We start from the raw sequence: 14,526 nt of genomic DNA, 5'->3' as shown, positions 1-14,526 counted from the left end.
GCACATCTACGACAGGACCAGCGGCGTTCGCCCGTAGCGAAATCCCTGGTCGTGTTATCGAAAACACACTGCTTCATCCGCGGGAACAAAGTCCCCCGTCCCGAACGTCTGACAGAGTAGTCATACCCCTGCTGGGAAGTAGCGGTAGCGAGCTCGTGGTGAGTGACCACGGGCCCCACACCAGGTGAACGGTCGTCGGGACCGGGAGCCAGGACGGAGGAGTCATGCCAGGAACCCTGACAAGCACCCCACTGACCGCGGTCGATCGTTGCGACCGCTGCGGGGCGGCGGCCCGTGTGCGCGCCGTACTGCCCGCAGGTGGAGAGTTGCTCTTCTGCCAGCACCACGCGAACGAACACATGGATCGGCTGCGTGAGCTGGACGCCGTGATCGACACGGAGTCCGCTCCCGCGCTCTGACCTGCTCCTCGCGTCCTGACACAACAGCATCGAACAACAGAACACCGTTTCCACCGGCAGCGGGCGACCCACAGGTCGCCCGCTGTCGGTGTGTCCGGCGGCGCTCAGTCCGCGCCGAGGATGCCGTCCAGCAGCCTGGCCAGGCCGTATTCGAACGCGCCGTCCGGGTCGGCCGGCGCCTGGTACAGCTCACCCACCGCCGCCCCGACACGTGCGGCGAGCGGGAACCGGCTCGGCGGCATGACCTCGCTCAGCAGCGGACCGTGCACTTCCCACCACTGCGCGTCGCTCATTCGCGCGGTCTCGCGGGCCGCGGCCACCGCCATGCGCGCGTTTCCGGTGGCGAACTCCGACAGCACGGCGATGGCCCGGTCCATCGCCACGTCCGGCAGGCCGAGCCCGTCGATCGCGGCGAGCTGCCGCTCGTAGCGACGCATCCGTCCCGGCCCGAGCACGAGCCGCCACGGCGACACCTCGAGCAGCCAGGGGTGCGCGAGGAGTTCCGCGCGCACCTGGCGGGCCACCGCGGCGAGGCGCTCACGCGGCGGCAGATCGGCGGGAACCGGCGCGGCTTCCTCGGCCACCGCGTCGACCATGAGCACCGTCAGTGCGTCTTTGCTCGGTACGTACGTGTAGAGGCTCATCGGCCGCAGCCCCAGTTCGGCGGCGACCGTGCGGATGGAGACCTTGTCATAGCCCTGCCGGTCGGCGAGCGCGACCGCCGCGGCGACCACCGCGTCCACGCTGACCGCCTGCTTCGGACCGCGCCCCGTCGGACGCGACGGTAGTTCGTGCCGCCACAGCAAGCTCATCAGCCGCCTGGCCTCGTCGGATGTGACGTCTTCGCTCACTGGCTCCTCGGAACCGATCCGTTACGGTGTCCGTTGTCAGGTTACTCCGTACACCATACGTTGATTCAAGGGGTGCGCTCTGCCAAGCACACACGCCACTTATCTACCGGATCGGCACATGTTCGCGCTCTGGACCTGGCTCGGACACGCCACCGGTCCGGCCCCGACCGGTCCAGGTGACCGCGAGACCCTCGCGCTGGCCGTCCCCATCGGCGCGGACGGAGCCCTCGAGGTCATCGACGTCGATGCCGCCTTGGTGGATCCCGAGACGTTCGCGGACTCGAGCCTGGAGCACCCGGGTGAGTCGGTGCTGGTCTGGCAACAGGTGGTGCGTTCCGCGCTCGCCGACCCCGCCGGTGAGCCGCCCGGCCCGGACGCCGATGCCCTGCCCATCGCCGCGCACGCCGTGCCGGACGCGTCCCGCACGGCAATCGTCTCCGCGCGACGAGCATTGGCCGTCCTGCGCGACACCGAGGCGGTCACGGCGGATCTGCGGGCCACCCTGAAAGCCCGGCTGCGCCCCTACCAGGCCCGCGGGGTCGGCTGGCTGCGCGAAACGGTGGCCGCGCACGGCGGCGCGGTGCTCGCCGACGAGATGGGGCTGGGCAAGACCGTGCAGACCATCGGCTTCCTGCTCGACCGGGCCGAGGCCGGTCCGCAATTGGTGGTGTGCCCGACCTCGCTGGTCGGCAACTGGGCGCACGAGATCGGCCGGTTCGCGCCCGGGCTGCGCGTGGTCGTGTGGCGAGGCGGCGCCGTCGATCCCGACGCCGCGACGATCGTGGTTGCCGGTTACCCGACGCTGCGGTTACATGGGCAGCTGCTGGCGCAGCGGAGGTGGGCGACGGCCGTCTTCGACGAGGCGCAGGCGCTGAAGAATCCCCGCACCCAGGTCGCGAAGGCGGCGCGCGCGATCGACGCGGCCGCCACGGTCGCACTCACCGGCACGCCGGTGGAGAACCATCTCGATGAGTTGTGGGCCCTGCTGCACCTGGTGGCACCCCCATTGTTCGGGCACCGGACGCAGTTCCGGCGGCGCTTCGTGCGGCCCATCCACGAGGGTTCGGCCGCCGCCGCGGCACGGTTGCGCGACACCATCGAACCGGTGGTGCTGGCCCGCACGAAGCGTCAGGTCGCCGCCGCCCTGCCCGCGAAGATCCACAGCGACCTGCTCTGCGACCTCACCGCCGAACAGGAACAGCTGTACGACCAACTGCTCGACAAGGCCGTGGACGACGGATTCGGCGCGGGCATCGAGCGCCACGGCCGCGTGCTCGCGGCGCTGACCGCCCTGAAGCAGGTGTGCAACCATCCCGGCCTGATCACCGGCGAACTCGACGAGCTCGCCGGCCGGTCCGGGAAGCTCGACCTGTGCACCGACATCGTCGCCGCCAATCTCGAAACCGGCAGTCCGACGTTGATTTTCACGCAGTACCGGCAGACCGGTGACCTGCTGGTACGGCATCTCGCCGAGCAGTTCGGCGTGGATGCGCCGTTCTTCCACGGCGGCCTCTCACAGGCCGAGCGCGCCGAGATCGTCACCCGGTTCCAGGCCGAGGACGGGCCACCGGTGCTGGTGCTCAGCCTGCGCGCGGCGGGCACCGGGCTCACGCTGACCCGCGCCGCCGACGTCGTCCACTTCGATCGCTGGTGGAACCCGGCGGTGGAGGCGCAGGCCTCCGACCGGGTACACCGGATCGGCCAGACCCGTACGGTCACCGTCACCACGCTCACCTCCACCACCACCGTGGAGGAGCACATCGCGGGCATGCACGACCGCAAGGCGGCGCTGCGCGACCTCGGCGACGCTGCGGGTATCGCGGCGCTGGCCGCACTGGACGACGCCCAGCTGATCGAGATACTGCGCCGCAAGAGGGAGAACTGATGGCGGACAACGAGTTCGGCTACACCGCGTGGGGCATGGACTGGGTCCGGCTGGCCGAGCCGCTGCGCCAGACCCGGCCGGACCCACTGCTGCCCCGCGCGCGCAGCATCGCGCGCAACAACGGCGTGCGGGCCACCGTCGAAGGACAGGTCGTGCGGGCCACCATCCACCGGGGCGGTCAGGCGTCGGTGACGCAGGTGGAGGTGGCCCCCATGTCCCGGACCGCCGTTACCGCGATCGCCGGATTCGTGCCGGACCCGCCCGTACCGACCGACGATGTGCACCGCGCCATCAGCGCGGCCGGGATTTCCCTCGCACCCGTCCTCGCGGGTACCGACTGCTCGTGCACCGCGCGCAAGACACGATGCGTGCACCTTCTGGCCGTCTTCTACGAGATGGCGCGGCGAGTCGACGAGGATCCGCGACTGGGCTTGGCGATCCTTGGTTATTTCGCCGCCGCGCCGCAGGACTCGGACGAGTCCGCACCGGCGACGCGGTGGACGCCGATCAGTGCACTGGACTCTCGGCGATTCTTCACCACGACGCCGCGCTGAACTGCCGAACCATCTCGGAGTATCCCGGCCACCGATCGTACCCACGCCGTCTGGCCCCGGAAGCGGGGAATTACTGCGCCGGAGGCGATCTCGATAGTTCGCGTCGTTGACGGGTGGCGTACGCGGATCCCGGCCGCATCATTGCCGCTGCTCTGCCACGGGCATGCCGCTCGCGCGGGTCGCGAGCCGATCGGTCCTGCGACGCCGAGCACGTACGTCGCGGCGTTCCAGCGGGCGGTCGTGGTCCCGCAACGGCGGCATTTCGCCGGGTCGATCAGGCGTTGGTACCGCTGTCCACGGTGAGGAACGCACCGGTCACGCTGCGACCGGACGGCCCGGCCAGGAAGGCCACCGTCGCCGCCACATCGTCGGCGGCGCCGAAGCGCCCGAGCGCGGTCAGGTCGCGCTGCCTGCCCGCATGCGCTCCGTCGCCCGGATTCATGTCGGTGTCGGTGGAGCCGGGCTGGACGAGGTTCACCGTGATCGCGCGCGGGCCCAGTTCGCGCGCCAGCGCCTTGGTGAAGCCGTTGAGGGCGGACTTGCTGAGGTTGTAGAGCGTCACCCCGTCGAACGGCGCGTGATCGGTCAGGTTGGTCCCGATGCTGATGATCCGCCCGCCGTCGGTCATGTGCGCGACCGCGGCCTGCGCGCCGACGAACGCGGCGCGCGCGTGCACACCGAGCGCGTTGTCGATCTCCGCGACGGTGAACTCCTCGAACGGCTTCGCCGGGAAGATCCCCGCGTTGTTGACCAGGATGTCCAGCCCGCCGAGTTCGGACGCCGCGCGGTCCACCGCCGTGCGCACGGCGGTGGCGTCGGCGCTGTCGGCCTGGATGGCGACGGCTCGCCGCCCGAGCGCCTCGACCTCGCCGACCACCGTCTTCGCCTGCCCCTCGGCGTGCTGGTAGGTCAGCGCCACGTCCGCGCCCGCCGCGGCGAGGCGGCGCACGATCGCCGCCCCTATCCCGCGGCTGCCCCCGGTGACCAGCGCGACCTTGCCCGTCAGGTCCGGCATCGGTACTCCTCCTATTTTGTGTCGATCAATACATAAATAGCCAAGCGCATCCGCCGCCACGGTGTCAAGGGGTATATTTAACGATCGACACAGAAAGGTTCGGCATGGCAGAACGGGGACGACCACGCGCCTTCGATCGCGCCGAGGCCTTGCGCCGCGCCATGGAAGTGTTCTGGGAGCACGGCTACGAGGGCGCGTCGATGAACGACCTCACCGCCGCGATGGGGATCAACTCACCCAGCCTGTACGCCGCGTTCGGCGGCAAGGAGGCGCTGTTCCGCGCGGCCGTCGACCTCTACGGGCACACCGACGGCGGCTACACCGCCCGTGCGCTGCGCGAGGAACCCACCGCGCGGGCGGCCATCGAGGCGATGCTGCGGGACAACGCGGTGGCCTACACCGAGGAGAACAAGCCGCACGGGTGCATGGTCGTGCTCGCGGGCTCCACCTACACCACGAGAAACACCGGCATCCGCGATTTCCTGATCGACAAGCGCCGCGCGACGACCGAAGACATCCGGCGACGACTCGAGCGCGGCGTCGCCGAGGGCGATCTGCCGCCCGGTACCGACAGCGCGGCGCTCGCCGCTTTCTACACGACGGTCCTCTACGGGTTGTCCATCCAGGCACGGGACGGCGCGGCGCTGCCGGAACTCACCGCGTCCATCGACTGCGCCATGGCCGCCTGGCCCGCCCCGGCCGACTGACGCGGGCTACTTCCGGCGCAGCGCCGCGATGCGCTCACCGAGTTGTTCGGCGGTGGCCAGCGCGGTCGGCGGCCCGCCGCACTCCCGGCGCAGCTCGCCGTGGATCACGCCGTGCGGCTTCCCGGTGCGATGGTGATGCATCGCCACCAGGCTGTTGAGTTCGCGCCGCAGCTCGCCGAGCCGATCGGCGGTGGCGACCCGCTCCGCGGCGCCCGCCACCTGTGGACCGGGATCGGGGACGGGCGCGGACAGGCTCCGATCCGCGACCTGTCTGGCCTGCCGCTCACGCAACAGCGCGCGCATCTGCTCGGCGTCGAGCAGGCCCGGAATCCCGAGGTAGTCGGCTTCCTCGTCGCTTCCGGCGAAGGTCGCGGTACCGAAGGAGGATCCGTCGTAGATCACCTGGTCGAGCTCGGCGTCGGCGGCCAGCGCGACGAAGGACTTCTCCTGCTCGCCCGGTTCGTCCTGCTGCTTGTTCGCCTCGATCAGCAAGTCGTCGTCCAAGCCGTTCTTCTCCCGGTGCGGCTTGCCGATGACGTGGTCGCGCTGCAACTCCAGTTGCGCGGCCAGATCCAGCAGCACCGGTACCGACGGCAGGAACACCGTCGCGGTCTCGCCGGACTTACGGGCACGCACGAAACGCCCGATCGCCTGCGCGAAATACAACGGGGTGGAGGCGCTGGTCGCGTACACCCCGACGGCGAGGCGCGGCACGTCGACGCCCTCGGACACCATGCGGACCGCGACCATCCAGGGCTGGGTGCTGTTGCTGAATTCGGCGATGCGGTTGGAGGAGGCCGGGTCGTCGGACAGCACCAGCGCCGGCTTCTCACCCGAGATGTGTTCCAGCAGTTCGGCGTAGTCGCGGGCACGGTCCTGGTCGGTGGCGATCACCAGACCGCCCGCGTCGGGCATGCCGGAGGCGCGCTTCTGGCGCAGCCGGATGTCGGCGGCGCGCAGCACGGCGGAGATCCAGTCGCCGGCCGGGTCGAGCGCGGTCCGCCAGGCACGGGCGGTCTGCTCGGCGTTCAGCGGCTCGCCGAGGCGGGCGGAATACTCCTCGCCCGCGCTGTCGCGCCAGTGCGCTTCGCCGGAGTAGGCCAGGAAGACCACCGGCCGCACCACGCCGTCGGCGAGCGCCTCGGCGTAGCCGTAGGTGTGGTCGGCGCGGGACTTCGGGAAACCGGACTCGTCGGGTTCGTAGACGACGAAAGGGATCTGGCTGTCGTCGCTGCGGAACGGGGTACCGGTCAGGGCGAGGCGGCGAGTCGCGTCGCCGAACGCCTCAGCGGTCGCGTCACCCCAGCTCTTGGCGTCTCCCGCGTGATGGATCTCGTCGAGAACGACCAGCGTCCTGCGATTCTCGGTGCGCACGCGGTGGCGCGAGGGATGCGCGGCGACCTGCGCGTACGTGACCACGACACCGTGATAGTCACCCGAGGTGCCACCGGTGGAGTTGGAGAACCGCGAGTCCAGCGCGATCCCGGAGCGCGCCGCCGACTGTGCCCACTGGTGCTTCAGATGTTCGGTGGGCGCCACCACGGTGATCTGGTCCACAGTGCGGTCGGCCAGCAGTTCGGCGGCCACGCGCAGCGCGAAGGTGGTCTTGCCCGCGCCCGGGGTGGCCACGGCGAGGAAGTCCCGTGGTTTGGTGGCCAGGTACTTCGTCAGCGCACGTCGCTGCCAGGCGCGGAGGGAACCGCCGCTGACGGCGGGGCCGATCACTTTCGAATCGCCCGGCGTCTCTGCCTCTCCCGCCACAGCGGCGCCACCCGACCCAGTCACGCAGACGACCCTAGCGGCCCGGCACGGCGTGTCGCCAAACCGACGCGGTGGGCGCGACGGGCATCACACAGCCACCAGCCAGGACGCTGGGAGTTCACCCGATGCCCACCGACACGTCGCGCGCACACTCCGATGCGGATCGCCGAAGTGCGCGATGCTGTAAGCACGATGACCGAGCAGCACGCCATTCCGGGGGATCCGCCGCGGACCGACACACCGTCGACCCGCGCCGCCGCTGTGCGCCCTCCCACTTGGGCCGACCGCGCGAGCGCGCGCACAGCGGTGTTGGGCAGACGGGCCGCCGCGCTGATCCTGCGGGTGGCGGCGAAGGCGTGGACGGATTCCATCTTCGCCAAATCGGCCGCGGCCGCGTTCTGGCAGACGCTCTCGCTGGCGCCGCTGTTGCTCGGCCTGCTCGGCAGCCTCGGTTACGTCGGCGGATGGTTCGGCCCGGACACGGTGCAGATCGTCGAGTCCAAGATCATCGCGTTCAGCCGGGAGCTGTTCAGCGCCAACGTGGTGTCCGATCTCATCGAGCCCACGGTGCAGGACGTCCTCGGGCGCGGGCGCGGAGCGGTGGTGTCGGTGGGCTTCGTGCTGTCGCTGTGGGCCGGATCGTCGGCGATGGCGACCTTCGTCGACTCGATCGTGGAGGCCCACGACCAGCAGGACGCGCGGCACCCGGTGTGGCAGCGCATCTTCGCGCTGTTGCTGTACCTGCTGTTCCTGGCGGCGTCAGTGTTCATCCTGCCGCTGGTGGCGCTGGGGCCGACGCTGATCGGGCGGGTGCTGCCCACCGCGTGGCGGGCCACCGGACTGCAACTGCTGGACTTCTTCTATTACCCGGGCGTCGGCCTGCTGCTGATCGTCGGGCTCACCACCCTCTACAAGCTGGCACTGCACACCTCGTTGCCCTGGCACCGGCTCTTCGGCGGGGCGCTGGTGGCCGGCGTGTTCTTCATGGCGGCCAGCGAAGTGCTGCGCCGCTACCTGTCGTGGGTCAGCCGCACCGGCGTCACCTACGGCGCACTGGCGACGCCGATCGCGTTCCTGCTGTTCACGTTCTTCCTGGGCTTCGCGGTGATCCTGGGCGCGGAGTTCAACGCGGCGGTGCAGGAGTTCTGGCCCGCCCGCGCGACGCGCATGGAGCAGGTCAAGGAGTGGATCGCCAATCAGGTGCGCGGCGAGAGCGGAACCGACGCGGACACGACGGATCCCGACGAGGCCGCGGCGGGTCCGGACGACGCGGGCTCCGACGACCTGCGCGCCGTGCTCGATCTGCGCGCGGCGCGGTCCTCGTCCGGCGAGTAGATCGTCGCCTCAGTCGCCCTTGCGTAGGCCGTCGTAGACCTTCTTGCACTCCGGGCACACCGGAGAGCCCGGCTTGGGCGAGCGGGTCACCGGGAAGACCTCTCCGCACAGCGCGACCACGTGGGTGCCGAGCACGGCGCTCTCGGCGATCTTGTCCTTCTTCACGTAGTGGAAGAACTTCGGGGTGTCGTCGCCCGTCGTCTCGTCGGTCGTCGTATCCGGGCGAACCATGGTGTCGGTGCTCACGCACTCCATGATGCCGCATCGCGCGACAACCCCGCTGACCACGGTCTCACCTCGGTGTCGCATCACCGGCCACCGCCGAGCAGGCCCGACCCCACCTCGGTATCGCATCACCGGCCACCACCGAGCAGACCTGACCCCACCTCGGTATCGCATCACCGGCCACCACCGAGCAGACCCGACCCCACCTCCGTATCGCATCACCGGCCACCACCGACCAGACCCGACCCCACCTCCGTATGTGCGCGGAAGGACCACGAGTGGAAGACTCGGGGTATGCAGCAGAACGGCGATTCCCCATCCGCCGACGGCCGCGACCGCGAAGAGCACCCCGACGTGACGATGCCGACGCAGCCCCGCCGTTCCTCCGGATACTTCCCAGGCACCGACGACAAGCACCCCGCGTTGATCACCGAGGCGGCGCCCTCGCTGGACGATCAGCACCGGGCCCGGGTGCGCAGGTACACGATCATCATGGCGTTCCGCATCCCGTGCCTGGTCCTCGCCGCGATCGCCTACAGCGCGTTCGGCAACCCGCTGCTGTCCATCCTGATCATCGTCGCGTCGATTCCGCTGCCCTGGATCGCGGTGCTGATCGCCAACGATCGCCCGCCACGCCGCAAAGACGAGCCCAGCAGGTGGGACCGTCCGCGCACGGCCATCGAGTCGCGTCCGCACAACGCCATCGACGGCTGAGTCCGCCAGGAAGACCGGCTCACCGCGCCGCTGCCGGAGGCCTGCGGACGACGGCCGACATCACGGCGGCGGCGCCGCACAGAGCGCCCGCCAGGTACCAGGCGAGGTCGTAGCTGCCTTGCAGGTCACGGATCACGCCCGCGCCGGTGGCCGCCACCGCCGAGCCGATCTGGTGCGAGGCGAACACCCAGCCGAACGCGACGGGGCCGTCGGCGCCGAACAGTTCGCGGCACAGCACGACGGTCGGCGGCACCGTGGCCACCCAGTCCAGGCCGTAGAAGACGATGAACACCCACAGGCTCGGCTGCGTGTCCGGACCCAGCAGCGCGGGCAGGATCAGCAACGACAGACCGCGCAGCGTGTAGTAGCCGATCAGCAGGTAGCGCGGATCGATCCGGTCGGTCAGCCAGCCCGAGGCGATGGTGCCCGCCACGTCGAAGACGCCGACGACGGCCAGCAGGCTCGCCGCGGCGGTCGGCGGCATGCCGTGATCGTGCGCGGCACTGACGAAATGGGTGCCGACCAGCCCGTTGGTGGACGCGCCGCACACCGCGAAACCGCCTGCGAGCAGCCAGAACCCGGGACGCCGCGCGATCGTCCCGAGCACCGTGAGCGCGCGCGACGCGCCGCCCGCGGCGGGTACGCGCAGGCCCGCCGTGCTGTCCGGCTCGGCGCCGTAGGCTCGCACGCCGAGGTCGCTCGGATAGTCCCGGATGAACAGCACCACCAACGGCGCCACGGCCAGCGCCGCGCCCGCGACGATCAGCGACGGCAGCCGCCAGCCGTGGGCGTGCGCCAGCGCCGACACCAACGGCAGGAAGACCAACTGTCCGGTCGCGCCCGCGGCGGTGAGCACGCCGGTGACCAGACCGCGCTGCCGCACGAACCACCGGCCGGTGATCGTGGCGACGAACGGCATGGACATCGACCCGACGCCGACACCGACCAGCAGGCCCCAGGTCAGCACGAGGTGCCACGGCCGGGACATGAAGACCGTCAACCCGCTGCCCGCGGCGACCAGCAGCAGCGCGCAGGCGACCACCCTGCGGATGCCGAAGCGATCCATCAGCGCGGCGGCGAACGGCGAGATCAAGCCGTATAGCAGCAGATTCAGTGAAACGGCCGTCCCGATGGTGCCGTGCGACCAGCCGAACTCCTCGTGCAACGGGTCCATCAGCACGCTGGGCACGGAGCGGAACGCGGCCGCGCCCAGCAGGGCGATGAAGCCCACGCCTGCGACCGGCCACGCCGGGTGCAAGCGCCGGCGCGGCGCGGTAGCCAGGGAAACGGGAGTCGGCGTCTGCAGTTCGGTCACCCGATGAGCCTGCCCGAACCATGCTCACGCAACGAGTGGCTGAAATGCCACATAACATTGAATTCCTGCCAAATGTGGCGGCGCCGGTATTTTCTCGACAAGGCGGGCACGCGTCCCTAGGGTCGCATGAGGCCTCGCGCACCACGATCACCGGCCACGGTTTGTTGCGGGCGACAAGACAGGAGTGCACATGATTCGGTGGATCTGGGTCTTCCTGGACCGCCCGGCGCAGCGTTTCGACGACTGCGCGAAGTTCTGGTCCACGGTCACCGGCACCGAGCTCTCCCCTCGGCGCGGCGCGAACGACGAGTTCCTCACCCTGTTGCCGGACCCAGCGCTGTTCGCTGCGGCGAGCGTCAAGATGCAAGCGGTGACCGGCCTCGGCGGCGTCCACCTCGACCTGGACGTCGACGACATCCCCTCCGCCGTGCGCACCGCGCTCGGCCTCGGGGCCGAGCTGGTCGCCAACCATCCCGGCTACGCCGTCCTGCGATCCCCCGGCGGCCAGACGTTCTGCCTGACTCCCAGCGGCCGCGCCACCAGCACGCCCGCGCCCGCCGTCCGGGCTCCGGACGGCGCGCTGTCGCGCCTGGACCAGGTGTGCCTCGACATAGGCCCCGACGATCACGAGGTCGAGACCCGCTTCTGGACGCTGCTGACCGGCTGGACCCATCAACCGGGCAGACGGCCGGAGTTCGCCCGGTTGCGCTCCGAGGAACGGCAGCTGCCCGCGCAGTTGCTGTTGCAGCGCCTCGGCGAGAACCGCCCCACCAGCGCGCACGTCGATCTGGCGGCCACCGACATCGACGCCACCGCCGCGTGGCACGAGTCACTCGGTGCGACCGTGGTGGAACGTCACGAACACTGGATAGTCCTGAGCGATCCCGGCGACGCGTTGTACTGCGTCACCGGACGCGACCCCAGCGGGGTCTGACCGACTCCGGCGGCGGCCCGAGGTGGCAGCGCGGTGCCGCGGAACACAGCGGGCACCTGATCCGCGCCCGGTGGTCGCGGTGGCAGAGTACCGGTGTGCCTACGAACCGATCGACGACCACCGGATCGCTGCTCGCCGCGCTGTGCCCGGATCTGCGGACCGCGCTCACCCGGGTGGGCTACGACGCCGACACCCTGCTCGAGGTGCTCGGCGACGCGCACGCTGCGCTGGGCCGGTCGGAGCCGGTACCGGTGCGCCGCGCGGCCCGCGCGGCAGGCGAGCTGGGCACCCTCATCCGTCTGTTGCTGCTGGGCGACGCGCTGCCCGAGCGGGAGGTGGCCGCGGCGCTGGCGCCGGTCGAGATGGATCGCGCGGTCGCGGCGGGCCTGCTGGAGCGCGAGGGCGACGAGGTGCGTGCGGCGCTCGACCTGCGGCCGCTCGACACGGGCGCGGGCACTCGGTGGGTGCTGTCCGACCTCGACGACTCGATGCGCAGGCGCACACTGACCGAGGATCACGTCCTCGGCGTCGGCCACGCCTCCCTCTCGCTGCTGCGCGCCACACCCACCCGGCCGGTCGGCACGGTGCTCGACCTCGGCACCGGGTGCGGCGTGCAGGCGGTGCACGCCGCCTCCTACGCGCGGCGCGTGACCGCAACCGATGTCAATCCCCGCGCATTGTGGCTGGCCGAGGCCACCGCCGCGCTCAACGAGCTGGACATCGAACTGGTGGAAGGCTCCTGGTTCGACCCGGTGCGGGGCAGGCGGTTCGACCAGGTCGTGGCCAATCCTCCGTTCGTGGTGGGCCCGGGGCGTGTCGAGCACACCTATCGCGATTCCGGCCTCGCACTGGACGGCGCGAGCGAGTTGGTCATCTCGCAGGCCGCCGACTTGCTGGCGCCCGGCGGTACCGCCGCGATGCTCGCCGCGTGGGCCCATGTCGACGACGAGGACTGGCGCGGGCGGGTCTCCTCCTGGTTGCCCGCGCACGGGGTGGACGCTTGGGTGGTGCAACGTGACGTGGCCGACCCAGCCCTGTACGTGGGCACCTGGTTGCGCGACGCGGGCGCGGACCCGCGCGATCCCGCCACGCAGGCCCGCGCGGAGCGCTGGCTGGACGCCTTCAAGGCAGCCGACGTGGCGGGCATCGGGTTCGGATTCGTCTACCTGCGCGCCATCGATGGGCCGACCGAATTGCTCGCCGAGGACCTCACCCACGGCTTCGATGATCCGCTCGGCGAGGAGGCCTTCCGGTATTTCGAGCGCTCGGCCTGGTTGCGGGCCGTCGCCGGCGACGAAAATCTCGCCTGGTCTTCACGTTTCGTCGTGGACCGGGCGACGGCGCTGGAGCGGGTGTATCTGCACGACGCCGAGGGATGGGCGCCGGAGGTCGCGCGACTGCATCGCGGCGACGGCCCGCGCTGGCAGCACGAAGTGGATGAGGCGACGATCTCACTGCTGGCGGGAATGCACGCCGACGGCCTGCCGTTGTACGACCTGATCGAACTGCTGGCGCTCGCCCATGGATCCGATGCGGTGGGCACCGAGTTCGCCGCCGACGCGTTGTCCGTGGTCACCGGCCTGGTACGGCACGGATTGATCAAGCCCGTGTGAGAAACGGCAGCCGCGCGCCGGCCGGTGCAGGTCCTGGCCGGGGATCGTCCCCGCGCTGCGGCGCTTCTCAGGAACTTCTCAGACGAGAAGGGCGAAAACCGCTGCTCAGAGCGGTTTATGCCAGCCGTAACGGGGAACTTTCTCCCTGTCGGGTCCGTTTATCGGAGTGAGACACCACCGACAGGAGGCAAGTCATGACAAGCCCCGCCACCACTCGTGTGCGCACCAGCGATTCGGACCTCGACGCTCAGAGCCCTGCCGCCGACTTGGTACGTGTGTACCTGAACGGAATCGGCCGCACCGCGCTGCTCACCGCTGCCGACGAGGTCGAGCTGGCCAAGCGCATCGAGGCGGGCCTCTACGCGCAGTACCTGCTGGAAACCGGCAAGCGACTGTCGGCGTCCCGCAAGCGTGATCTGGCGATGATCGTGCGCGACGGTCAGGCCGCCCGGTCGCACCTGCTCGAAGCCAACCTGCGCCTTGTTGTCTCGCTCGCCAAGCGGTACACCGGCCGCGGCATGCCGCTGCTCGACCTGATCCAGGAGGGCAACCTCGGGTTGATCCGCGCCATGGAGAAGTTCGACTACGCCAAGGGCTTCAAGTTCTCCACCTACGCCACCTGGTGGATCCGGCAGGCCATCACTCGCGGCATGGCCGACCAAAGCCGCACCATCCGCCTGCCCGTCCACCTCGTCGAGCAGGTGAACAAGCTGGCCAGGATCAAGCGCGAACTGCATCAGCAGCTGGGCCGCGAGGCCACCGACGAGGAACTCGCCAACGAATCCGGCATCCCGGTCGACAAGATCTCCGATCTGCTCGACCACAGCCGCGACCCGGTGAGCCTGGACATGCCGGTCGGCAACGACGAAGAGGCCCCGCTGGGCGATTTCATCGAGGACTCCGAGGCCACCTCGGCCGAGTCCGCGGTCATCGCCGGTCTGCTGCACCACGATGTGCGCAGCGTGCTCGCCACCCTGGACGAGCGCGAACAGCAGGTCATCCGGCTGCGGTTCGGCTTGGACGACGGCCAGCCGCGCACGCTGGACCAGATCGGCAAGCTCTTCGGTCTCTCCCGCGAGCGGGTGCGTCAGATCGAGCGTGAAGTCATGGCGAAGCTGCGCAAGGGTGAGCGGGCCGACCGGCTCCGCGCCTACGCCAGCTGATCGTCCGGCGCCGGCCGCCCCGAGACAGCGCCGGC

Annotated in this window: 14 protein-coding genes; 9 read left to right on the top strand and 5 right to left on the bottom strand. The window is 70.3% G+C overall.

Annotated features, from left to right (window positions below):
- Nucleotides 1-224 precede the first annotated feature (224 nt).
- Nucleotides 225-419: a hypothetical protein gene (locus ABZ824_RS04285; RefSeq protein WP_036538000.1), complete on the top strand. Its 195-nt coding sequence runs from the start codon at nucleotides 225-227 to the stop codon at nucleotides 417-419.
- A gap of 104 nt (nucleotides 420-523) precedes the next feature.
- Here ABZ824_RS04285 and ABZ824_RS04280 read toward each other — a convergent pair whose 3' ends face one another.
- Entirely contained in the window at nucleotides 524-1,231 is a 708-nt protein-coding gene (locus tag ABZ824_RS04280; RefSeq protein WP_356962451.1) for a TetR/AcrR family transcriptional regulator C-terminal domain-containing protein, read from the bottom strand.
- A 157-nt stretch (nucleotides 1,232-1,388) separates the two neighbouring features.
- On the opposite strand from ABZ824_RS04280, the gene ABZ824_RS04275 reads away from it, so the two are divergent.
- Together ABZ824_RS04275 and ABZ824_RS04270 are read left to right on the top strand one after the other, a co-directional pair.
- Nucleotides 1,389-3,155 carry a DEAD/DEAH box helicase gene (locus ABZ824_RS04275; RefSeq protein WP_356961569.1) on the top strand — a complete coding sequence of 589 codons (1,767 nt, stop codon included), beginning with the start codon at nucleotides 1,389-1,391 and terminating at the stop codon, nucleotides 3,153-3,155.
- Nucleotides 3,155-3,709 carry a hypothetical protein gene (locus ABZ824_RS04270; RefSeq protein ID WP_355070351.1) on the top strand — a complete coding sequence of 185 codons (555 nt, stop codon included), beginning with the start codon at nucleotides 3,155-3,157 and terminating at the stop codon, nucleotides 3,707-3,709. The genes ABZ824_RS04275 and ABZ824_RS04270 overlap by 1 nt, the downstream gene beginning before the upstream one ends.
- 274 nt (nucleotides 3,710-3,983) lie before the next feature.
- Here the strand turns inward: ABZ824_RS04270 and ABZ824_RS04265 are convergent, their stop codons facing one another.
- The gene (locus ABZ824_RS04265; protein WP_356961568.1) at nucleotides 3,984-4,724 is read right to left on the bottom strand and encodes an SDR family oxidoreductase; all 741 of its coding nucleotides are present in this window, start codon (nucleotides 4,722-4,724) and stop codon (nucleotides 3,984-3,986) included.
- A gap of 104 nt (nucleotides 4,725-4,828) precedes the next feature.
- Here ABZ824_RS04265 and ABZ824_RS04260 point away from each other — a divergent pair, with 104 nt between their 5' ends.
- Nucleotides 4,829-5,431, top strand: coding sequence for a TetR/AcrR family transcriptional regulator (locus ABZ824_RS04260; RefSeq protein WP_356961566.1), 603 nt, complete (start codon nucleotides 4,829-4,831; stop codon nucleotides 5,429-5,431).
- A 6-nt stretch (nucleotides 5,432-5,437) separates the two neighbouring features.
- On the opposite strand, the gene ABZ824_RS04255 is transcribed toward ABZ824_RS04260, so the two are convergent.
- Nucleotides 5,438-7,156 carry a DEAD/DEAH box helicase gene (locus tag ABZ824_RS04255; RefSeq protein ID WP_355071026.1) on the bottom strand — a complete coding sequence of 573 codons (1,719 nt, stop codon included), beginning with the start codon at nucleotides 7,154-7,156 and terminating at the stop codon, nucleotides 5,438-5,440.
- Between the two features lie 228 nt (nucleotides 7,157-7,384).
- Between ABZ824_RS04255 and ABZ824_RS04250 the strand changes: the two genes are divergently transcribed.
- Complete coding sequence (locus tag ABZ824_RS04250) at nucleotides 7,385-8,527, top strand: YihY/virulence factor BrkB family protein (protein ID WP_356961564.1); 1,143 nt, start codon at nucleotides 7,385-7,387, stop codon at nucleotides 8,525-8,527.
- Between the two features lie 9 nt (nucleotides 8,528-8,536).
- Here ABZ824_RS04250 and ABZ824_RS04245 read toward each other — a convergent pair whose 3' ends face one another.
- Nucleotides 8,537-8,773 (bottom strand): DUF3039 domain-containing protein, encoded by a 237-nt coding sequence (locus ABZ824_RS04245; protein WP_039799212.1) that lies wholly within the window; start codon nucleotides 8,771-8,773, stop codon nucleotides 8,537-8,539.
- A 339-nt stretch (nucleotides 8,774-9,112) separates the two neighbouring features.
- Here ABZ824_RS04245 and ABZ824_RS04240 point away from each other — a divergent pair, with 339 nt between their 5' ends.
- Complete coding sequence (locus ABZ824_RS04240; protein WP_355071024.1) at nucleotides 9,113-9,466, top strand: DUF3099 domain-containing protein; 354 nt, start codon at nucleotides 9,113-9,115, stop codon at nucleotides 9,464-9,466.
- A gap of 19 nt (nucleotides 9,467-9,485) precedes the next feature.
- On the opposite strand, the gene ABZ824_RS04235 is transcribed toward ABZ824_RS04240, so the two are convergent.
- On the bottom strand, nucleotides 9,486-10,781 hold the full coding sequence (locus tag ABZ824_RS04235; RefSeq protein WP_355070346.1) for an MFS transporter: 1,296 nt from the start codon (nucleotides 10,779-10,781) through the stop codon (nucleotides 9,486-9,488).
- Between the two features lie 190 nt (nucleotides 10,782-10,971).
- On the opposite strand from ABZ824_RS04235, the gene ABZ824_RS04230 reads away from it, so the two are divergent.
- From ABZ824_RS04230 to ABZ824_RS04220, 3 genes are all read left to right on the top strand, one after another.
- Entirely contained in the window at nucleotides 10,972-11,715 is a 744-nt protein-coding gene (locus ABZ824_RS04230; protein ID WP_355070344.1) for a VOC family protein, read from the top strand.
- 95 nt (nucleotides 11,716-11,810) lie between these two features.
- Nucleotides 11,811-13,328, top strand: a complete 1,518-nt coding sequence (locus ABZ824_RS04225; RefSeq protein WP_356961562.1) for a methyltransferase — start codon at nucleotides 11,811-11,813, stop codon at nucleotides 13,326-13,328.
- Nucleotides 13,329-13,522: 194 nt separating this feature from the next.
- The gene (locus tag ABZ824_RS04220) at nucleotides 13,523-14,491 is read left to right on the top strand and encodes a sigma-70 family RNA polymerase sigma factor (RefSeq protein WP_355070340.1); all 969 of its coding nucleotides are present in this window, start codon (nucleotides 13,523-13,525) and stop codon (nucleotides 14,489-14,491) included.
- Nucleotides 14,492-14,526: the final 35 nt, after the last annotated feature.

It is taken from the genome of Nocardia sp. NPDC047038, from assembly GCF_040644075.1.
Classification (GTDB): Bacteria; Actinomycetota; Actinomycetes; order Mycobacteriales; family Mycobacteriaceae; genus Nocardia; species Nocardia sichangensis.
This window is presented reverse-complemented; position numbering and strand designations above follow the sequence as displayed.

Bases quoted from the DNA above. Each gene is read 5' to 3' on its own strand.
- ABZ824_RS04220 (WP_355070340.1), top strand. From the start codon at position 13,523: ATGACAAGCCCCGCCACCACTCGTGTGCGCACCAGCGATTCGGACCTC.
- ABZ824_RS04265 (WP_356961568.1), bottom strand. From the start codon at position 4,724: ATGCCGGACCTGACGGGCAAGGTCGCGCTGGTCACCGGGGGCAGCCGC.
- ABZ824_RS04275 (WP_356961569.1), top strand. From the start codon at position 1,389: ATGTTCGCGCTCTGGACCTGGCTCGGACACGCCACCGGTCCGGCCCCG.
- ABZ824_RS04280 (WP_356962451.1), bottom strand. From the start codon at position 1,231: ATGAGCTTGCTGTGGCGGCACGAACTACCGTCGCGTCCGACGGGGCGC.
- ABZ824_RS04285 (WP_036538000.1), top strand. From the start codon at position 225: ATGCCAGGAACCCTGACAAGCACCCCACTGACCGCGGTCGATCGTTGC.
- ABZ824_RS04270 (WP_355070351.1), top strand. From the start codon at position 3,155: ATGGCGGACAACGAGTTCGGCTACACCGCGTGGGGCATGGACTGGGTC.
- ABZ824_RS04260 (WP_356961566.1), top strand. From the start codon at position 4,829: ATGGCAGAACGGGGACGACCACGCGCCTTCGATCGCGCCGAGGCCTTG.
- ABZ824_RS04230 (WP_355070344.1), top strand. From the start codon at position 10,972: ATGATTCGGTGGATCTGGGTCTTCCTGGACCGCCCGGCGCAGCGTTTC.
- ABZ824_RS04250 (WP_356961564.1), top strand. From the start codon at position 7,385: ATGACCGAGCAGCACGCCATTCCGGGGGATCCGCCGCGGACCGACACA.
- ABZ824_RS04240 (WP_355071024.1), top strand. From the start codon at position 9,113: ATGCCGACGCAGCCCCGCCGTTCCTCCGGATACTTCCCAGGCACCGAC.